The following is a 19,704-nucleotide window of genomic DNA, read 5'->3' as shown; positions in this document are numbered from 1 at the left end:
AATTCATATTATGTCATATGACATTGTTGATTGGAGAGCTCTCTGATGTATCTGGGAACACAGGTGGCGGCGCGCGACGATGACGATTATCGGATCTTCGCGCAATTGGGCGTCAAGCATATCAGCGCTGACCCGCCGGGCAAGCCGAGCAGCTGGACGCTTGCCGACATCGAGCGCCATCGCGACAAGGTCGAAAGCTTCGGCCTGATCCTCGACATGATCCAGCTGCCTCTGCCCTCGCAGCCGATCGAGAAGGCGTCCTATCCCGATATTCTGCTCGCCGGCCCCGATCGCGACCGGCAGATCGACGCCGTCTGCCAGATGATCGAGAATGTCGCGAAGGCCGGCATTCCGGCGGTCAAGTATAATCTCAATCTGATCGGTATTCCCCGCACGCCGGATGAACCGGGACGCGGCGGCTCGATGAACGCCAGCTTCCGCTGGGACAAGACGGATCAGCAGGCCGCACCCGGTCTTGCCGGCGTCTTGTCCGAAGATGAGAACTGGGAACGCATCGATTATTTCCTCGAACGTGTCGTGCCGGTCGCCGAAAGCAATCGCGTCCGACTCGCCTGCCATCCGCACGATCCCTATACGCCGCCCGGCTATCGTGGCGTCACGCGGGTGCTCGGCACGGTAGAAGGCCTGAAGAAGTTCGTGCTGATGCGTGAAAATCCCTATCACGGCCTCAATTTCTGCCAGGGATCGATCGGCGAGATGCTCGAAAACCCCGGCGAGGAGATCGACGACGTCATTCGCTGGTTTGGTCAGCGCGACAAGATCTTCAACGTCCACTTCCGCAATATTCGCGGCGGCAAGCTTTCCTTCGTGGAAACCTTCCCCGACGAAGGCGACATGGACATGGTCCGCTCGGCCAGGATCTACAAGGAAGTCGGCTTCAAATACATGCTGATGCCCGACCATGTGCCGACCGTCAGCGGCCGGGACCCTTCCGCCACCGCATTCGCCTTCTGCTACGGCTATATCGCGGCACTCCTGCAAGTACTCGAGAGCGCCTGACGCCGCCGATTTTCAACAGCTAAGGAATGGGACTTGATGATGAACCCGATTGAATTGAAGAAGGCCGTCGGCAGTGGTCTGCTCTCGTTTCCGGTGACGCATTTCGACGACCAGCTGAAATTCGACGAGGCGAAGTACCGCCGCCATGTCGAGTGGCTTGCCGGTTATGACGCCGCCGCCTTGTTTGCCGCCGGCGGCACCGGTGAATTCTTCTCGCTCAATCCGAGCGAGATTCCGCAGGTCGTCCGCGCTGCCAAGGCGTCGGCGGGCAATACGCCGATCATATCGGGCACCGGCTACGGCACCTCGCTCGCCATCGAGATCGCACAGGCGGCCGAAAAGGCCGGCGCCGACGGACTGCTGCTGCTGCCGCCCTATCTGATGTTTGCCGAACAGGCCGGCCTGATCGCCCATGTCAAGGCGGTCTGCCGATCGGTCGGCATCGGCGTCATCGTCTACAACCGCGACAACGCCGTGCTGACCGCCGACAGCATCGCGCGACTTGCCGAGGAATGCCCCAACTTGATCGGCTTCAAGGACGGCGTCGGCGAGGTCGACAAGGTCATCGAGATCACCACGCTGCTTGGCGACCGTCTCGTCTATGTCGGCGGCATGCCGACCCACGAGGTCTATGCCCAAGCCTATTTCGCCGCCGGCGTGACCACCTACTCCTCCGCCGTCTTCAACTTCGTCCCCGCCCTCGCCCAGCGCTTTTACGGGGCGCTCCGCACCGGCGACCAGGCGACCGTCGACGAAATCCTGAAGAGCTTCTTCTTTCCCTTCGTCGCCCTGCGCAACCGCAAGAAAGGTTATGCCGTCTCGATCATCAAGGCGGGGCTTCGTGTCCTCGGCCAGAATCCCGGCCCAGTTCGCCCGCCCTTGACAGACCTTACGCAGGAAGAGCTCGCGCTCCTGGACAAGATCGTCCAGGCTAACGGTATCGAACGGACCGCGGCGGAGTAATCGCGGGGGACCGCACGAATGCCGGCTGCGCCCTCTCGGTTCCCTCTTCTCCCCTCGGGGAGAAGAGGGTGCGCCGCACCCTCTCCGTTCCCCTGCAGACTAATCCTCGCCTACAGCGCCACCCCGCTGCCGCGGTCGAAGACATGCACCTGGTTGCTGGCGATGCTTGCCTCGAACACCGCCCCGTAGCGGGCGGGATATTCGCCGTCGACGATTGCCGTGACCTGCTGCCCGGCGAGATCGAAGACCACATGGGTCTGGGCGCCGGTGGGTTCGACCAGCATGGTTCGGCCGGCCAGCGGCGTGCCATTACCGATACCGGGAACGAGATGTTCGGGCCGCAGACCGATGGTGACGGCCTGGCCGGCCTTGACCCTGCGGTCGGACGCGATGCGGATTGCCGTGCCGTCTCCGAGGCGGGCAGCCGGTTCACCATTTTCGCCGTCGACCGTGCCTTCGAGCATGTTCATCGCCGGCGATCCGATGAATTCGGCGACGAAGAGATTGGCGGGTTTCCTGTAGAGTTCGAGCGGCGTCCCCTCTTGCTCCACCCTGCCCTGATTGAGCACGACGATGCGATCGGCGAGCGTCATTGCCTCGATCTGGTCGTGGGTGACGTAGATCGATGTCGTCTTCACCTTCTGGTGCAGCGTCTTAATCTCCGAGCGCATCTGCACGCGCAGCTTGGCATCGAGGTTGGAGAGCGGCTCGTCAAACAGGAAGACGGCGGGATTGCGCACGATGGCTCGGCCCATGGCGACGCGCTGGCGCTGGCCGCCGGAAAGCTGGGCCGGCTTGCGGTCGAGCAACTGGGCGAGATCGAGCATGCGGGCGGCCTCGGCGATGCGGGCCTCGATTTCAGGTTTCTGAACGCCGGCGAGTTTCAGGTTGAAGCCCATGTTTTCGGAAACCGTCATATGCGGATAGAGTGCGTAGGACTGGAAGACCATGGCAATGTTGCGCTCGCGCGGGGTCATGCCGTTGACGACATTGCCGCCAATCGCGATCTCGCCGTCGGTGATCTCCTCGAGGCCGGCGATCATCCGCAGCAGCGTCGACTTCCCGCAGCCGGACGGCCCGACAAGGGCGACGAACTCCCCATCCTCGATATGAAGCGAAATGCCGTGGATGACGTCGACGGCGCCATAGGCCTTGGTTACATCGTGCAGTGAAACGGATGCCATGATTGCAGCTCCAATGGGTCGGCTCAGGACTTGACGGCGCCGGCGGTCAGGCCGGCGATGATGTGCCGCTGGGCGACGAAGAATACGATGATCGTCGGCAGGATGGTCAGCGTGATGAAGGCCAGCACCAATTGCCATTCCGTGCCGTATTCGCCGCGATAGACCATGATGCCGAGCGGCCAGGGATATTTCGATTCAGAGTTCAGCATGATCAGCGGCAGGATGTAGCTGTTCCAGCTGCCGACGAAGGAGATGATGCTGACGGTCGCGACGATCGGCCGGGACAGTGGCAGCGACACGTGCCAGAAGAACCTGAGGTAACCGCAGCCATCGACAAAGGCCGCCTGAAACAATTCTTCCGGGAGGTTGCGGAAATAATTCCGGAACAAAAGAATGCTCATGCCGAGGCCGAAGGCCACCTGCGGCAGCACCACGCCCCAGTAGGTATTCAGGAGGCCGAGATCGCGGATGCGGATGAAGAGCGGCAGGATCGCAGTCGCTGCCGGAAACATCAGGCCGAGCAGGAAATAGTTGAGCAGGAAGGATGAGCCGAAGAAGCGCACATGCGCAAAGGCGAAGGCCGCCATGGACGAGACGATCAGCGTCAGCAGCACGGTCAGCGCTGCGATGACAAGCGAATTGCCGATCTGCAGCCAGTAGCGCTCGCCGAAGAGGATGTCGGTATAATTCGTCCATTGCCACTCTGTTGGCAGCCCGAAGGGATTGGTGCGCAGGTCGCCCAGCGTCTTGAAGCCGCCGAGCGCCGTCGTCAGCAGCGGGATCAGCACGATGGCGGCGATCAGGCTCAATGACACGTAGAGATAGATGCGGGTCGACGCGCGCATGCGGATGGAGGAGCTCATATCAGTCATGGCGCATGAAGATCCTTTTGTAACCGAAGGCGAGCGTCACGCAGATGATGAAGAGCACGACGCCGACGGCGCTGCCCAAGCCGACCTGCATGCGCATGACGCCATAGGTGTAGAGGAAGGTGACCATCGTCTGCGTCGAATTGGATGGTCCGCCGCCGGTCAGCGGCATGATCATGTCGAAGAGCTGCAGCGAGCCGACGACCGCAAAGAAGATCGACAGGCGCAAGGTCGAGCCGAGCAGCGGCAGCGTGACGTAACGGAATTTCTGCCAGCCGGTGGCGCCGTCGATTTCGGCCGCTTCCAGCACGCTCTTGTCGACCGATTGCAGGCCGGCGATGAACAGCATCATGTGAAAGCCGAAATATTTCCAAACGATGACGCCGAGCACGGCGTAGATCGCTAGATCCTTGTCGGCGAGCACATAAGGATTGGCGAAGCCGAAGAAATTGGAAATGGCGGCAAACAGACCGTAATCGCCGTCATAGACGAAGCGCCAGATCAGGCCGGCTGCGACGTCCGCCAGCACATAGGGCAGGAAGAAGATCAGGCGGTAGGTGACGACACCGGGAATGCGGTGGGCGAGCATGGTCGCAAGCCAGATGGCGAGCGGCACCTGGATGCAGATCGAGATGACGATGATCAGGCCATTATTGACCAGCGCCTGGGTGAAGGCCGCGTTGCGGAACAGTACCTGGAAATTGCGCAGGGCGATGAACTCGGCCGGCGTGCCGTAGCCGTTCCATTTGTAGAGGCTGTACCAGGCCGCCTCGCCCATCGGCATGATGACGAAGAGCGTGAACAGCAGCAGCGCCGGCGGCAAAAACAGCAACAGCACCGCCAGCCGGTCGTGGGCGACCGAGCTTTTCCGGTTTGCGGCTCGTCTTGCCGGCCTTGCGGCCGCTGTCATCGAGGGGACTGAAATATTGGCCATGGATCCTGCTTTCGTTCGTCGGCAGCAATGCCGGCGCTCCGCTTGATCGGGGGCGCCGGTTAGGCTGTGCGGACGCTGTTATTGTTCCAGCTCGAAAGCGTCCTGGATCATCTGGGCGCCGTCCTTGGAATTCATCTGGCCGGAGACGATTTCCACCGAGACGTCGTTGACGACACGGCCGACGGCAGCACCAAGATCCTGGTCGAAGAAGTTCTGATGCCAGGTCGAACCGGCAAGCTGCTTGCCCGATTCGGCTAGCAGCGGATTGACGACGCCGTCATCCGCGCCGACGGCAACGGGAAGCAACATGCCGGCCTTGGCCATCGCCCGCTCATTCTCGGCATTCGTCAGGAAGGCGAGGAAATCGATCGCCTCCTTGGAGGCCTTCTTGGTAACGGCCCAGCCGTTCAGACCGCCGAGCGTATCCGTCGGCTTGCCGGCGCCGCCTTCGACCGTCGGGAAAACGAAACGGCCGATATTGTCGGACGAAAGCCCTTTGCCGTCGCCGGCATTCTTGCGCTGGTTGGCTTCGGTGCTTTCAAAGCCGAGGATCATCGCCGCCTTGCCGTCGCCGAAGACGCCGAGCGTCTGCGGCCAGGTAGCGCCGAGATAGCCGGGCTGGAAAGGCTCGAGCTTGCCGAGCTCGGCGAGATCGTCGCCGGCCTTGATGACCGCCGGGTCGAGGAACCCTTCGCCCTCGCCGTTCTTGGCTGCTTCGAAGACCTTTTGGCCGCCTTCGCGCATGACGAGATAGCTCCAGTAGAAATGGATCGGCCATTTCTCGCCGCCGCCGCCGGCGATCGGTACGATGCCGGCCGCCTTGATCTTCTTCACCGCGGCGAGAAAATCAGCCCAGGTCTTGATGTCCTCGGCCTTGACGCCCGCCTTTGCAAACAGCGCCTTGTTGTAGAAAAAGCTGACCAGGCCGACCTTATAAGGAATAGCCCAGGTCTTGCCGTCGAAGGTCAGGCCGTCGACCGAGGCCGGGGTATAGGCTTTACGCAGCTTGCCGCCATCGGCATCGAGGGCTGCGGTCACATCCTGAAGCGCGCCTGTCTCGGACTGCTGCTTCAAGACGCCGCCACCCCAGCTGTAAAAGAAATCCGGCACGTCGTCGGACTGCAGCAAGGTGGGAAGCTTGGCCTTGAAGGCCTCGTTTTCGAGAAACTGCATCTGGATATCGACGTCGGGATGCTGGGCTTCGTATTTCTTGGCGATGTCCTCCCAGACCGCGACGTTTTTCGGGTCGAGCTCGAGATGCAGCCATTTGACCACCGTCGTCGCAGAAGCAGCGCCGGCTCCTGCCAACAACATGCCGGCTGCCGCCGCCAGAGATACGAAACGGCTACCGCCGAAAGTGGCGTTCTTCAGCATAAAATTCATGATTTTCCTCCCAGGGGACCATCCTCATACTTTTTCCCCGATGCGGAATAATTCAGCGGAGCTTTTGCCCGATGTCAACCCGATTGCCCATATTTTTATCAAATGCGCTTGACACGCCCCCGGAATTGCCTGCTATTTATTTCGTAACCCGTTAAAAATATTGGCTTCCGCCCAACGAAACGACTGCCGGCTGATTTTCATGAAGACTGCAGACCCAGAATTGATGCGCGCGATCAACCGCTTGAACGTGCTCGATACCGTCCGGCGGCATGGCCCGATCTCGCGCATCGAGATCAGCGAGCGGACCGAGCTTTCCACCACCACCGTTTCGGCCATTACCGCCTCGCTGCTCGACGACGGGCTGATCCTGCCGCGTCACGAAGGCGATATCCGCAATGAGGCGGTGCGCGGCAGGCCACGCGTGGCGCTGGAACTCAATCCCGATGCGGCTCGCGTGGTCGGTGCCAAGATCGCCGCCAACCGCATGGTCTTCGTCGTCACCAATTTCCGCGGCGATGTGCTGTCGAAGCTCACCCTGCCGATTCGCATCGACCGGCAGCCGATCGGCGTGATTGCCGATCTCGTCGAGGACGGTGTGCGACGCTGCGTCGTCGATGCCGGACTGTCGCTCGAAGATGTCGACAGCGTCTGCCTCGGCTTTCCCGGCGTCATCGAGCACCGCACCGGCTACATAAGAAGCAGCCCGATCTTCCGCGACACCAATGTCGATTTCGCCGCCGAGATGTCAACGCGGCTGTCGACGCCGACCATCGTTGAAAGTGACGCGCATGCCATCACGCTTGGCCATCACTGGTTCGGCAAAGCGCGCGATCTCGAAGATATGGTGTTGATTTCATTGGAGCAGACGCTAGGCCTCGGCGTGCTGCACGGCAACAGCCTGTTTCGCGGCGCCGGCGGCCTCAGCCACAATCTCGGCGACCTCGTGCTCGGCATGGGGCCGAACGGCGTGGTGCGGCTCTTCAGCCAGGCCGGTGAAAGCGCCATCCTCGGCGAACAGCAGGCCGATGGGCGTTTTGCCGAAGCGATTCGGCTCGGGCGCGGCATGGCTCATGCGCAGGCCCTGATCAAGGCGGATGACGACCGGTTGATCGGCGCTGCCGTCCGCGCCGGCGAGGCTGTCGGATTGACCATCGCCAATATCGTCACGCTGTTTGCGCCGCCGCGCGTCATCCTGGTCGGATCGAGTCTCGCGCTCGGCGAACCCTTCTTGAACAGCCTGCGCGATGCCTATGCGCTCGCCATTCCGCCCTCGCTGAAGGGGGTCAGCGAACTCGTCTTTGACGATTCGAGCGATGATTTCTGGGCGCAAGGTGCGGCCGCGGTGGCGCTCTACGAGCTCTACGAATCGCCCTGGAGCACCACGGGGCCGGCGCTCTGACGGGCGTCACAAATCAAGATCAATGGAGGAATTCATGGAGAGAGTCGGTATCGGCATCATCGGATGCGGTAATATTTCGGGCGCCTATCTCAAGGCGATGGCATCCTTTCCCATTCTCGACATCCGCGGCGTCGCCGACCTCAATCGGGAACTGGCAGAGGCCAAGGCGCGCGAATTCAATGTTCCCGCCAGGACGGTCGAAGAGCTTTTCGCCGATCCCAAGGTTGAGATCATCGTCAACCTGACGATCCCGAAAGCCCATGTCGCCGTTGCATTGCAGGCGCTCGAGGCCGGCAAGCACACCTATTCGGAAAAGCCGCTCGGGATTAATTTCGCGGAAGGGAAAAAATTGGCCGAGGCGGCGCGTGCCCGCAATCTGCGCATCGGCGCCGCCCCTGACACCTTCCTCGGCGGCGGGCATCAGACGGCGCGATCCCTGATCGACCAGGGCGTCATCGGCCAGCCGGTCGGCGGTTCGGCGAGCTTCATGTGCCCGGGCCATGAGCGCTGGCATCCCAACCCGGCCTTCTACTACGAGGTCGGCGGCGGGCCGATGCTCGACATGGGCCCCTATTACATCACCGATCTCGTCAATCTTCTCGGGCCGGTGGCTCAAGTCGCTGGCTTTGCAACGACGCCACGGGCCGAGCGGCTGATCACCAGTGAACCGCGCAACGGCGAGCGCATCCCCGTGCATGTGCCGACCCATGTCGCCGGCATGATGGCTTTTGCCAACGGCGCGGTCGTCCAGATCGCCATGAGCTTCGACGTCGCCGGCCATAAGCATGTGCCGCTCGAAGTCTATGGCACCGAAGGCACGCTCGTCGTCCCGGATCCCAACAAGTTTGCCGGCCCTGTCGAATATCTGAAGAAGGGCGGCGCGTTCGAGGACCAGCCGGTCACGGCGCCCTATGCCGAGGGCAATTTCCGCTCGCTCGGCGTCGCCGACATGGCGCATGCGATCCGCTCGAACCGACCCCACCGCGCCAATGGCGACCTGGCGCTGCATGTGCTCGAAGTCATGGAAGCCTTCCATACAGCGTCGGAGACCGGCCGGACGGTGACGATCACGACGGCGGCGGAGCGCCCTGCCCCCTTGTCCGATTCCATCGTCGACGGACGGCTGGCGAAATAATTTGAGGAGGAATGAGAATGCGTGAAGCACTGATTGTTTGGGGTGGCTGGAGCGGACACGAGCCGCAGGAATGCGCCGAAATCATCAAGACCATGCTCGAGGAGGATGGTTTCAAGGTCTACCTCGAACACGGCACCGAGGCGCTTGCCGACCCTTCGGTCCATGATCTCAGCCTCGTCGTGCCGATCATGACGATGTCGAAGATCGAAAAGGAAGAGGTCAAGAACCTCGCCGCCGCAATCGAAAGCGGCGTCGGCATCGCCGGCTATCACGGGGGCGCGGGCGACGCCTTCCGTGACTCGGTCGACTACCAGTTCATCATCGGCGGCCAGTGGGTCGCCCATCCCGGCAATATCATCGACTATACCGTCAACATCACCCGGCCGGACGATCCGCTGATGGAGGGAATTTCCGATTTCCCCTATACGTCGGAGCAATATTACATGCATGTCGACCCCTCGAACGAGGTTCTGGCGACGACGAAATTCACCGGCGAGCACGCCTACTGGATCGACGGCGTCGTCATGCCCGTCGTCTGGAAGCGCAAATACGGCAAGGGCCGCGTCTTCTACTCCTCGCTCGGCCACCAGGCCAAGGAGTTCGATGTTCCCGAGATGAAGACGATCTTCCGCCGCGGCGCCAATTGGGCGGCGCGGTGAGGTCGGGATTTTCGGTTGGTGGGTTTGGCTTGCACCGAGCCAATTGCCCCTCACCCTAGCCCTCTCCCCGTTCTGACGGGGAGAGGGGACGTGCCCTGCGAGAGGCTGGAGAGCGACGGAAGGGTCGCGCCTTGCTCCCTTCTCCCCGCGGGCGGGGGTGCGAAGGACGGGTCGAGACCAGTGGCTCGCCCCCGGTCGGTGCCGGCAGGCGGATGGGGGGCAGCGTCAATCTCAGCGCAAAATCAACGCCATACCATAAAGTCCTAACGCAAACACCGTATGCGCCAGCAGATTGAAGCAACGGACCTTCATCGGCTTCGGATGTTTGGCAGCGGCCCAGCCGAGACCGAGGCCGGGCTGCAGCAGGAACCACCCTGCCCCCACGGTAACGATGCCGAAGATCCAGGCGGGCAGGAATGTCGGTGCGGCCAACCACGCCTGTCCCATGATGATCGCGAAGATCACGCCGTAGAGAATGCCGACGGCGTAGTGGCTGATCCAGCCGAGTGCCAGTTCATGCTCATAGGGCTCGGCATCGGCAATGTTGTCGTGAAAGACCTTGCCGCGGCGAAGATGCCAGAACCAGCGGCCGACCGGCGCCCAATTGGCCGGCGGCTGGCCGAAGACCTTGGCGAGCACGATCGCCCAGAAGTCCATGAGGATGGTTGCGCCGGCGCCGATCGCCAGGCCGCGCCACAGAATATCGAACATCGGGAATCACCGGAAAGCTTGGGATAGTCGAAGCCAAGAGAACCATTGCCGAACCGCCGGCGCAATGGCTTTGGTCAATTCCCTTTCCGCAATTCCGCTTGAAGACGACAGCCCGCGCGAGTGCGCCTCGCCATCATCCGCAAAAAGGCATCGGTGCAGGCGCAAATTGATGCTTTTCGCGTGTAACGATTTTTCTTACTCACGATCAGAACGGCAATGAGAGGCGCGGTTATGGCACTGCCATTCTACTGGAACGAATTGAATACCTATGATTTCGCCGGACTGTCGCCGGACACGACGATCGCCATCCTTCCCATTGCCTCGACCGAACAGCACGGCCCGCACCTGCCGATCGCAACGGACGTCGTGATCGCCAACGGCATGCTGGACGAACTGCGAAAGCAGAAGCCCGAGGATCTCGATTTTCTCGTCCTGCCGACGCAGGAGATCGGCAAGGCGAACGAGCATATCCACGGACCGGGAACACTGTCGCTGAGTGCGGAATTGCTCATTCCTGTCTGGACAGCGATCGGCGTCAAGGTCGCCGAAGCCGGCATCCGTAAGATGGTGATCGTCAATTCGCATGGCGGCAATGTCGACATCATGAGCATCGTCGCGCGCGAGTTGCGGGTCCGGTGTCAGATGGCCGTCCTCTCGACGCAATGGGGCCGATTCGGCCATCCCGAGGGGATGATCGGCGAACACGAGCTGAAATACGGCATCCACGGCGGCGAGGTGGAAACCTCGCTGATGCTCTATTTCCGTCCCGATCTGGTGCGGATGGACAAGGCGCAGAATTTCACCTCGAAGGCCGAATGGATGCGCCAGCAATCGAAGTATATCCAGCCCCTGCCGCCGCATTCCCTTGCCTGGATCGCCCACGACCTCAATCCGAACGGCGTTGTGGGCGACGCCTCGCGCGGAACAGCCGAAAAGGGCGAAGCGATCTGCCGCCACCAGGTCGAGGGATTTGTCGAACTGCTCCGTGACCTGAAGCGCTACCCGCTGTCGAATCTCTATTGAAATAGGGTTCCATCCCTGAGATGGGGCTCAGATCGCGGCGGTTTTCTCCACCGCGATGTGGCCTTTGGCCTGCAGTTCCTCCACCAGGCCCGCGAGTTCGGCCAGCAGATACTCGACGAAGAGGCTGGTCGCGGAATCGAGTGGGGCGCGGGCGCGGGCAAAAAGCTTCATCGGCTGGTGGCGCGCATGCGGCTCGGCGATCGGCCGGAAGACCAGTTCGCCCTGGCGGCATTCGGTGATGACGTCGAGCGGGTTCAGGATCGTCAGCCCTGCTCCCGATTTGACCAGCTTCTTCAGCATCTCCGACGCATTGGTTTCGAGAACCGGCTCGACAGGTACATCAAGCCGCGCCAGGGCCAGATTGATCACATCGCGCAGGCTGGTACCCTGCTGGGCCAGCACCAGACGTTCCTGGACGATATCGGCCAGATTGATCGGACCTGGATTGATCAGATGATGGCCCAGCGGCAAGACGACGCCGATCGGAATGTCGAAATTGCCAAGGGTGCGGATGCCGGGCGTTGCCGGAATATTGAAGCCGAGGCCAATATCGACTTCACCCGACAGCACTGGATTGACCGTCATCGTGCCGGCGTCGTTGCGCAATTGCATGAAAACACGTGGATGCTCCGACTGGAAACGTGCAATGATGTCAGGCAGCGGTCCAGCCGCAAGGCCGACCGTGGTCACCAGTCGCACTTTGCCGGCCTGCTGCATCTTCAGGCTACGGATGCGGCCCTCCAACCGCTCATAATTCTTCAGGACCTCGCGAATATGCTCGATGCAGAGCTCGCCGGCCGCCGTCAGGCGCAGGCCGCGCGGCAAGCGCTCGAAGAGCGGCGCACCCATTTCCTCTTCCAGCGCCAGAATCTGTCGATTGATCGCCGATGACGCCACGTTCAAACGCGCGGCCGCTTTCCGGATCGACCCCGAGCGCGCGATCTCGTTGATATAGAGAAGCTTTCTGGAATGCAGCATCATGACCTCGTTGCACAAAAAAGAAGCGCATAGCGCAAATTAGGCACAGGCTTTCGGTGGGATGCCGAAAAGGCATCATTGCGCACGAAATTTGATGCTTTTCAAAGAGCAAAGCAATCGCTCCTATGAGGAAAACCTGACGTCGCCAGAGACGTTGCGGGCTCACGAGGGGAACGTCGATCATGTCGAATATACTGAAGAACAGCGTCTTTTCCGCACTTGCCGGCCTCGGCGGAATTCTTGTCTCGATCGCATCCGTGCAAGCGGCCGACAAAGTCAGCTACGGCACGAACTGGCTGGCGCAGGCCGAACATGGCGGGTTTTATCAGGCGGTCGCCGATGGCACCTATGCGAAACATGGCCTCGACGTGACCATCGTCCAGGGCGGCCCGAATGCGGCCAACAGCGCGCTTTTGATTTCGGGCAAGATCGACTTTTACATGGGTGGCCCGCAGGGCGAGATCTCGGCCGTCGAACAGGGCATTCCGCTCGTCGACGTCGCGGCGATCTTCCAGAAGGATCCGCAGGTGCTGATCGCGCACCCCGATTCCGGCATCGAGAAGTTCGAAGATCTCGCGAAGCTCAAGACGCTTTTTCTCGGCAAGGACGGCTATCTCACCTATTTCGAATGGATGAAGGCGAACTTCAAAGGCTTCCGGGACGAGCAGTACAAGCCCTACAATTTCAGCCCGGCTCCATTCCTTGCCGACAAGGATTCGGCACAGCAAGGTTACCTGACCTCGGAACCCTATGAGATTCAGAAGCAGGCCGGTTTCGAGCCAAAGGTCTTCCTGCTCGCCGATAACGGCTATTCACCCTATTCGACGATGATAACCACCACCCAGGCAATGATCGACAGCAAGCCTGATGTCGTCCAACGCTTCGTCGATGCTTCGATCGAAGGCTGGTACAACTATCTCTACGGCGACAACAGCAAGGCCAACGAGCTGATCAAGAAGGATAATCCTGAAATGACCGATGGCCAGATCGCCTACTCAATCGCCAAGATGAAGGAATACGGCATCATCGAATCCGGCGACAGCCTGGACAAGGGCATCGGCTGCATGACCGACGCGCACTACAAAGCGTTCTTCGACGAGATGGTTGATATCAAGGTGTTCAAACCGGAGACGGACTATACCAAGGCCTTTACAACCAAATTCGTCTGCAAGAACACCGGAATGGCGATGAAGAAGTAGGCGGCGGACGCCGCCTGTGATCCGCCGCAAACACGGCGGATCACACCTCCCCGCATGAACGAGACAGGCAATGCCCCCAGCAGAAGCTCAGGCCCTATCCCCGAAAGAGACGCGCAAGCGGCCGCTGGTCGTCATGCAATCGGTCTCGAAAGTCTTCTCCAGCGGAACGGCGGCCCTTTCCAACATGTCGCTGACGGTGGAGAGCGGTGAGTTCATCAGCCTGCTCGGCCCTTCCGGCTGCGGCAAGTCGACGGCACTGCGCATCATCGCCGGCCTCGGCGACGCCACATCGGGCGCGATCGACTGGCCGAGTTCGCGCATCAATTCCAGGGGCCTTCCGGAAGGAGATATCGGCTTCGTGTTCCAGGAACCGACACTGATGCCCTGGAAGAACGTTTTCGACAATGTCCATCTGCCGCTGAAGCTCCGACATATCTCCAGGACGGCGGCGCATGATCAGATCGTGGAAGCGCTGACCACCGTCGGCCTCCAGGATTTCGCGCGGGCCTATCCGCGCGAGCTTTCCGGCGGCATGAAGATGCGCGTCTCGATCGCTCGCGCGCTGGTGACGAAGCCGAAGCTGCTGCTGATGGACGAGCCCTTCGCAGCGCTTGACGAGATCACCCGCCAGAGGCTGAACGACGACGTGCTCAGGCTGTGGAAGACGACCGGCATCACGGTTATCTTCGTCACCCATTCGGTCTTCGAATCCGCCTATCTCTCGAACCGCATCGTCGTGATGAAGGCAAGGCCCGGACGCGTGCATGCCGACCTGCCGCTGACGACCAGCTTGGAACGCGACGCCCATTACCGCACTTCCGAAGAATACCGCAAAGCCTGCGAGACGGTCTCACATTCACTCATCGGGGCGATCAATGCGGCGGAGGATCATCGATGAATGACGAAACCGTCGTAGCGCCGCTGCCGGTCAAAGGCGCTGCAAGCGCCAGGCGCCGCGATCTGGCGCTGCGCATCTTGACCCCGTTGCTGGTCATCGCCTCGCTGATCCTGATCTGGTACGCCTATGTGGCTCTGTCCGGCGTGCCGCCCTATATCCTGCCGGGCCCGGCGGCGGTCGCCAACGCCTTCGTAACCGACTGGGGCACGCTTGCCCCTGCCCTCTGGGTCACGACCAAGATCACCCTGATATCGCTGATGCTGGCGCTGGTCGGTGGCGTCGGCTTTGCGATCTTCCTCGTGCAGTCGCGCTGGATCGAACTCGCCTTCTATCCGCTCGCGGTCATTCTACAGGTCACGCCGATCGTGGCAATCTCGCCATTGATTCTCATCTATGCGCCGTCGACGCAGGTGGCGCTTCTAATCTGCGCGTTCCTCGTCGCCTTTTTCCCGATCCTTTCGAACATGGTTCAAGGGCTGAAAAGCGTCGATCACAATCTCATCAACCTCTTCGAGCTTTACGGCGCCTCGCGCTGGCAGACGCTGCTTTATCTCAAGCTGCCGGCCGCCCAACCCTATTTCATGACCGGCCTCAGGATCGGCGGCGGTCTTGCGCTGATCGCGGCCGTCGTCGCGGAATTTGCCGCGGGCTCGGCGGGGGCAGGCTCCGGCCTCGCCTTTCGGCTTCTCGAAGCGCAGTACCGGCTCAACATTCCGCGCCTCTTCGCCGCGCTGCTGATGCTCTCCCTGCTCGGTGTGGCGATCTTTGCCGTCACCTCGTTCATTTCCTGGCTTGCCCTGCACCGTTGGCATGAGAGCAGCCTGAAGCGGGAAAACTGATGACCCATTCCTTCATTTCCCCACCCAATGCCGGCCGCTTCGCGCTGAGCAACGCGACGCTGCCTGCAGCTGCGGTCACCGGCTACGACGCCCCTGCCGTCGAAGGCCTCGTCAAGGCCGACCTCGTCATCACCGACGGCATCATCGCCGCCGTGGTGCCGCCCGGCGCAGCGCCGGCCGAACTGGCGAAATCGGATCTCAGGGAAGGCATGGTCTGGCCCTGCTTCACCGATATGCACACCCATCTCGACAAGGGTCATATCTGGCCGCGCAGCGCCAATCCGGACGGCACATTTCCGGGAGCATTGGAAGCAGTGCGCGCCGACCGCGAAGCCAACTGGTCGGCCGGCGACGTCAAGAAGCGCATGGAATTCTCCCTGCGGTCGGCCTATGCGCACGGCACCAGCCTGATCCGCACCCATCTCGACTCCCTGGCGCCACAGCATCGCATTTCCTTCGAGGTCTTTGCCGAGATCCGCGACGCCTGGAAGGACAGGATCGCGTTGCAGGCGGTGGCCCTCTTCCCGATGGAAAACATGGCGGATGCCGCCTATTTCGCCGACCTCGTCGCCGTCGTTCGCGACAAGGGCGGCCTGATCGGCGGCGTCACCCGGATGAGCCCCGATCTCGACAGTCAGCTCGACACGCTGTTCAGAGCGGCGGCCGATAGCGGCCTCGACGTCGACCTCCATGTCGACGAGACCGACGATCCGGCTGCCGAAACCTTGAAAGCAATCGCCCAGGCCGTGTTGCGCAACCGTTTCGACGGCAAGGTGACAGCCGGCCATTGCTGCTCGCTCGCCCGGCATGACGAAGAGACGGCAAAGCGCACAGTCGCACTGGTCGCGGAGGCCGGTGTCGGCGTCGTCTCGCTGCCGATGTGCAACATGTATCTGCAGGACCGCTATCCCGGCCGCACACCGCGCTGGCGCGGCATTACCCTTTTCAAGGAATTGGCCGCGGCCGGCGTGGCAACGGCGGTCGCCTCCGACAATACCCGCGACCCCTTCTACGCCTATGGCGATCTCGACCCGGTGGAGGTGTTTCGCGAGGCGGTCCGCATCCTGCATCTCGACCATCCGCTGGACACGGCGGCGCGGGTCATCACCGCCTCGCCCGCCGAAATTCTCGGCAGGTCCGACAAGGGGCGCATCGCCGCCGGTGCCCCGGCCGATCTCGTGCTCTTCAGCGCCCGGCGCTGGAGCGAATTTCTTTCCCGTCCGCAGTCCGACCGCGTCGTGCTTCGCCGCGGCAAGGTGATTGACCGCAGCCTGCCGGACTATCGCGAACTCGATAACCTCGTTGGAGCCTGACATGCCGGATTATCAAAGGATCAAAACGGAACTCGAGGGCATAGCCGTCGAGGACAATCCGGCGCTGGTGCGCCAGAAGAGCCGTGATTTCTACTGGTATTCACCGATCCTGAAGGCGCAGCTCGACAATGTGACGGCCGATCTCGTCGTCACGCCGAAGAACGAGGAAGAGGTGATCCGGACCTTGAAGGTCGCCTTTGTCCATGGCGTGCCGGTGACCCCGCGCGGCGCCGGCACCGGCAATTACGGCCAGGCCATGCCGCTTTCCGGCGGTATCGTGCTGAACCTTGCAGCCATGAATAAGATCAAGGAGATCCATCCGGGCCGGGTGATCTGCGAACCGGGTATCGTGCTCGCCCAGCTCGACAAGCAGACCAAGGCCCATTCCGGCCAGGAACTGCGTTTCCATCCGTCGACGGCCCAGACGGCAACAGTGGGCGGCTTCATCGCCGGCGGTTCCGGCGGCGTCGGTTCGATCACCTGGGGCGGGTTGCGCGACCTCGGCAATATTCTGCGCCTGCGCGTCGTCACCATGGAGGCCGAGCCGCGCGTGCTCGATCTCACCGGCTGGGACCTGCAGAAGGTCAGCCATGCCTATGGCACCAACGGCATCATCACCGAGATCGAAATGCCGCTGGCGCCCGCCTATGACTGGGTCGACGTGCTCGTCGGCTACGACGACTTCATGGCCGCCGTGCGCTTCTCGGATGCGCTCGCCAAATGCAACGGCATCCTGGTCAAGGAGATCGCGCCGATCGCCGCACCGATACCGTACGACTATTTCACCCGGCATAAACCCTATATCCGCAAGGGCCAGTCGGTGGTGGTGCTGATGATCGCGCCGCATTCCATGGATGCCTTCCTCGCCTTTACCGCCGCCCACAAGGGCGAGGTCATCTTCCGCTCCGACAGGGTCGAGAGCTTGAAGGGCATTCCGCATGCCTATGAACTTGCCTGGAACCACACGACGCTGCGCGCCCTCAAGGTCGATCCCAGCTTCACCTATCTGCAAGTGCAGTATCCGGGCCCGGATCACGTGGCCAAGGTCGCCAAGATGGTGGAAATCTTCGGTGACGAAGTGCCGGGTCATCTCGAATTCATCAAATTCGACGGGCAGATCCAATGCTCCGGCCTGCCGCTGGTGCGCTACACCACGGCGGAACGGCTCGAAGAAATCATCAAGATCCATCAGGATCATGGCTGCCCGATCTTCAATCCGCACCGCTACACGCTGGAGGAAGGCGGCATGAAGCGTACCGACAAGGTGCAGCTCGCCTTCAAGCACGAGACCGATCCCCGCGGGCTGCTGAACCCCGGCAAGATGATTGCCTGGGAGAATCCTGATTTCGACTTCAATGCCGGCAAGAACTATCTGTTTCCAGGGCTTGCAAGCGTCATGGAGGCCTGATGAACGTTCTCGTTCTTCACTCGCATCCGGTCGAGGAAAGCTACGGCAAGGCACTTTACAAACAGACGCTGGAAAGCCTTCAGAAAGCCGGTCACGCAGTGGATGCCTGCGATCTTTATGCCGAGCAATTCGATCCCGTGCTCTCCCGCCAGGACCGGCTCATCTATCACGACTATCCCGCCAACACCGATCTGGTAAAACCCTATGTCGAGCGGCTGAAACAAGCCGAAGGGCTGGTGCTGGTGACGCCGATCTGGAATTTCGGTTTCCCGGCGATCCTGAAGGGCTATTTCGACCGCGTCTGGCTTCCCGGCGTTTCCTTCGACCTCGTCGACGGCAAGGTGGAATCGCGGCTGCGCCATATCAGAAAGCTCGCAGCCGTTCTGACATACGGTGCCACGCCGTTTCGCGCCTTCGCGGCCGGCAATCCGCCGAAGAAAATCGTCAAACGTGTCCTGAGAGCGCAGATCAATCCGCTAAGACCGGTCACCTTTCTTGCGCATTACGACATGAACAACTGCACAGCGGACACCCGGGCGAGGTTTCTGGAGAAGGTGAAGACGGCGATGGAGCGCTTCTGAATGAAGATGATTTTCAATCCCTCGTCCGTGCGCCGTCCCTTCGGGAATTACAATCACGGACTGCTGGTGCCGCCGGGCGCCTCGTTGCTCGTGACCTCGGGACAACTCGGCATCGGTCTCGACGAGAAGGTGCCGGAGGACGTCGGCGCGCAGGCAGACCTTTGCTTCCAGGCAATCAGGGCTATACTTGCCGAGGCGGAGATGAGTTTTGCCGACGTCATCCGGATCTCGGGTTTTGTGACGAAGCGCGAGCACTTCCCCGACTATATGGCCGTCCGGGATCGTTACACGCTCGATCCGAAACCGACCTCGACGCTGATCATCGTCGCCGGCTTCACCCGCCCCGAATTCCTTGTGGAAGTCGAAGTAACGGCCGCCAAAGTATTTTAGAGCGCGTCGCGTTCGTATCGCGGTGTCCAGCCGCGGGCCATTCCGCGGCTCATCACGCTTTCCGCCAGTGCCAGTTGCCGGCGCAGATGCCTGCAGTCGTCGAGCAGCGAGCGGATCGCCGCCTTGGCATCGTCGTCATGCCAGGCCAGCACGGCTTCCACTTCCCACGCAGGATCTGGCCAGGCCGGGTCGGTGCAAGCCGGATCTGGCCGCGTCTGACCGGGTTTCATTGTCTCGGCCGGCTGCATCAGTTCAGCGCCAGCGGCAATTGGACCGGCCGCGGCAAGGGCGGCAGCGGCCGGCTGAGTTCGACCTTTTTCTGCCAGGCGGCACGACGCTGCTGATCCCGTTCGCGGGCGGCGCGGGAGGCTTCGACGAGGGCCAGGGCATTGGCGATCACCTGTTCCGTATGTGTCATGACCATCTCCAGTGTTCCTGTTTTGTTCTAATTTAGCCTCTAACCGGCAGAAGTCAAGCGTGGGCGAAACCGTCTCGTGGAAACGGGAGAAAACAGAGATCAAGATGCGGCCGCCGTTCAGTCGGCGACTTCTATGACGGCGATGCCCGCCTCCTGCGCAGCCCTGACGAAGGCGGCCCGCACATAATCCGGCGGCAGATCGCCGATGATCGCATCCAGGCAGGCTTTGACGGCTTCGAAATATTCCTCGCCATCATCCACCGGCCAGTCATGGAGGAGCGTGCGCGCGGCATCCCATACAGAGTTAATAACGGCATAGTGCCCGAGTCCCATCGAGGCCAAGCCGACCGGTCGAAAATGTGCCGTCTGTTTCACGTTGCTACAGCTTTTCCTAATTTCG

General features: G+C 61.4%; 22 protein-coding genes. 13 read left to right on the top strand and 9 right to left on the bottom strand.

All coding sequences use genetic code 11. From position 1 onward, the window contains the following. The first annotated feature begins 45 nt into the window (after positions 1-45). Both J2J99_RS10845 and kdgD read left to right on the top strand, forming a co-directional pair. Complete coding sequence (locus tag J2J99_RS10845) at positions 46-1,020, top strand: mannonate dehydratase (protein WP_168296934.1); 975 nt, start codon at positions 46-48, stop codon at positions 1,018-1,020. 36 nt (positions 1,021-1,056) lie between these two features. After that, a complete protein-coding gene (gene kdgD / locus J2J99_RS10840) occupies positions 1,057-1,983 on the top strand; it encodes a 5-dehydro-4-deoxyglucarate dehydratase (protein ID WP_168296935.1) in 927 nt (308 codons plus the stop codon). 110 nt (positions 1,984-2,093) lie between these two features. Here the strand turns inward: kdgD and J2J99_RS10835 are convergent, their stop codons facing one another. From J2J99_RS10835 to J2J99_RS10820, 4 genes are all read right to left on the bottom strand, one after another. Continuing rightward, positions 2,094-3,167 (bottom strand): ABC transporter ATP-binding protein, encoded by a 1,074-nt coding sequence (locus J2J99_RS10835; protein WP_168296936.1) that lies wholly within the window; start codon positions 3,165-3,167, stop codon positions 2,094-2,096. A 23-nt stretch (positions 3,168-3,190) separates the two neighbouring features. Then, the gene (locus J2J99_RS10830) at positions 3,191-4,039 is read right to left on the bottom strand and encodes a carbohydrate ABC transporter permease (RefSeq protein WP_168296937.1); all 849 of its coding nucleotides are present in this window, start codon (positions 4,037-4,039) and stop codon (positions 3,191-3,193) included. Next, positions 4,032-4,970 carry a carbohydrate ABC transporter permease gene (locus J2J99_RS10825; RefSeq protein ID WP_168296938.1) on the bottom strand — a complete coding sequence of 313 codons (939 nt, stop codon included), beginning with the start codon at positions 4,968-4,970 and terminating at the stop codon, positions 4,032-4,034. The genes J2J99_RS10830 and J2J99_RS10825 overlap by 8 nt, the downstream gene beginning before the upstream one ends. 78 nt (positions 4,971-5,048) lie before the next feature. Beyond that, positions 5,049-6,353, bottom strand: coding sequence for an ABC transporter substrate-binding protein (locus J2J99_RS10820; RefSeq protein ID WP_168296939.1), 1,305 nt, complete (start codon positions 6,351-6,353; stop codon positions 5,049-5,051). A 199-nt stretch (positions 6,354-6,552) separates the two neighbouring features. On the opposite strand from J2J99_RS10820, the gene J2J99_RS10815 reads away from it, so the two are divergent. The 3 genes from J2J99_RS10815 to J2J99_RS10805 are packed head-to-tail and all read left to right on the top strand — an operon-like array spanning position 6,553 to position 9,546. Beyond that, the gene (locus J2J99_RS10815) at positions 6,553-7,752 is read left to right on the top strand and encodes an ROK family transcriptional regulator (RefSeq protein WP_168296940.1); all 1,200 of its coding nucleotides are present in this window, start codon (positions 6,553-6,555) and stop codon (positions 7,750-7,752) included. A 34-nt stretch (positions 7,753-7,786) separates the two neighbouring features. Then, entirely contained in the window at positions 7,787-8,887 is a 1,101-nt protein-coding gene (locus J2J99_RS10810; RefSeq protein WP_168296941.1) for a Gfo/Idh/MocA family protein, read from the top strand. A gap of 17 nt (positions 8,888-8,904) precedes the next feature. Beyond that, entirely contained in the window at positions 8,905-9,546 is a 642-nt protein-coding gene (locus tag J2J99_RS10805; protein ID WP_012483742.1) for a ThuA domain-containing protein, read from the top strand. 231 nt (positions 9,547-9,777) lie between these two features. On the opposite strand, the gene J2J99_RS10800 is transcribed toward J2J99_RS10805, so the two are convergent. Further along, positions 9,778-10,257, bottom strand: a complete 480-nt coding sequence (locus tag J2J99_RS10800) for a DUF2938 domain-containing protein (RefSeq protein ID WP_168296942.1) — start codon at positions 10,255-10,257, stop codon at positions 9,778-9,780. A 231-nt stretch (positions 10,258-10,488) separates the two neighbouring features. Here J2J99_RS10800 and J2J99_RS10795 point away from each other — a divergent pair, with 231 nt between their 5' ends. Continuing rightward, a complete protein-coding gene (locus J2J99_RS10795; protein WP_168296943.1) occupies positions 10,489-11,280 on the top strand; it encodes a creatininase family protein in 792 nt (263 codons plus the stop codon). 27 nt (positions 11,281-11,307) lie between these two features. Here J2J99_RS10795 and J2J99_RS10790 read toward each other — a convergent pair whose 3' ends face one another. Beyond that, positions 11,308-12,258, bottom strand: a complete 951-nt coding sequence (locus J2J99_RS10790; RefSeq protein ID WP_168296944.1) for a LysR family transcriptional regulator — start codon at positions 12,256-12,258, stop codon at positions 11,308-11,310. Between the two features lie 182 nt (positions 12,259-12,440). Between J2J99_RS10790 and J2J99_RS10785 the strand changes: the two genes are divergently transcribed. From J2J99_RS10785 to J2J99_RS10755, 7 genes are all read left to right on the top strand, one after another. Continuing rightward, positions 12,441-13,457: an ABC transporter substrate-binding protein gene (locus tag J2J99_RS10785; RefSeq protein ID WP_168296945.1), complete on the top strand. Its 1,017-nt coding sequence runs from the start codon at positions 12,441-12,443 to the stop codon at positions 13,455-13,457. Between the two features lie 70 nt (positions 13,458-13,527). Continuing rightward, positions 13,528-14,355, top strand: coding sequence for an ABC transporter ATP-binding protein (locus J2J99_RS10780; RefSeq protein WP_168296946.1), 828 nt, complete (start codon positions 13,528-13,530; stop codon positions 14,353-14,355). Then, positions 14,352-15,194: an ABC transporter permease gene (locus J2J99_RS10775; RefSeq protein ID WP_168296947.1), complete on the top strand. Its 843-nt coding sequence runs from the start codon at positions 14,352-14,354 to the stop codon at positions 15,192-15,194. Before J2J99_RS10780 ends, J2J99_RS10775 begins: the two co-directional genes overlap by 4 nt. Further along, positions 15,194-16,507 carry a cytosine deaminase gene (locus J2J99_RS10770; RefSeq protein WP_168296948.1) on the top strand — a complete coding sequence of 438 codons (1,314 nt, stop codon included), beginning with the start codon at positions 15,194-15,196 and terminating at the stop codon, positions 16,505-16,507. The genes J2J99_RS10775 and J2J99_RS10770 overlap by 1 nt, the downstream gene beginning before the upstream one ends. 1 nt (position 16,508) lies before the next feature. Beyond that, on the top strand, positions 16,509-17,915 hold the full coding sequence (locus J2J99_RS10765) for an FAD-binding oxidoreductase (RefSeq protein WP_168296949.1): 1,407 nt from the start codon (positions 16,509-16,511) through the stop codon (positions 17,913-17,915). Beyond that, entirely contained in the window at positions 17,915-18,496 is a 582-nt protein-coding gene (locus tag J2J99_RS10760) for an NAD(P)H-dependent oxidoreductase (RefSeq protein ID WP_168296950.1), read from the top strand. The genes J2J99_RS10765 and J2J99_RS10760 overlap by 1 nt, the downstream gene beginning before the upstream one ends. After that, positions 18,497-18,886, top strand: coding sequence for a RidA family protein (locus tag J2J99_RS10755; RefSeq protein ID WP_168296951.1), 390 nt, complete (start codon positions 18,497-18,499; stop codon positions 18,884-18,886). Here the strand turns inward: J2J99_RS10755 and J2J99_RS10750 are convergent. From J2J99_RS10750 to J2J99_RS10740, 3 genes are all read right to left on the bottom strand, one after another. Then, a complete protein-coding gene (locus J2J99_RS10750) occupies positions 18,883-19,134 on the bottom strand; it encodes a hypothetical protein (protein WP_168296952.1) in 252 nt (83 codons plus the stop codon). The two genes, J2J99_RS10755 and J2J99_RS10750, sit on opposite strands and share 4 nt — an antisense overlap. Continuing rightward, positions 19,134-19,304 (bottom strand): hypothetical protein, encoded by a 171-nt coding sequence (locus J2J99_RS10745; RefSeq protein ID WP_164517744.1) that lies wholly within the window; start codon positions 19,302-19,304, stop codon positions 19,134-19,136. The genes J2J99_RS10750 and J2J99_RS10745 overlap by 1 nt, the downstream gene beginning before the upstream one ends. Before the next feature lie 117 nt (positions 19,305-19,421). Then, positions 19,422-19,679 (bottom strand): DUF982 domain-containing protein, encoded by a 258-nt coding sequence (locus J2J99_RS10740; protein ID WP_168296998.1) that lies wholly within the window; start codon positions 19,677-19,679, stop codon positions 19,422-19,424. Between the last annotated feature and the right edge of the window lie 25 nt (positions 19,680-19,704).

The organism is Rhizobium binae (genome assembly GCF_017357225.1).
In the GTDB taxonomy this organism is placed as follows: Bacteria; Pseudomonadota; Alphaproteobacteria; order Rhizobiales; family Rhizobiaceae; genus Rhizobium; species Rhizobium binae.
The sequence above is the reverse complement of the archived record's forward strand: the minus strand, read 5'-3'. Positions and strand labels throughout refer to the sequence as shown.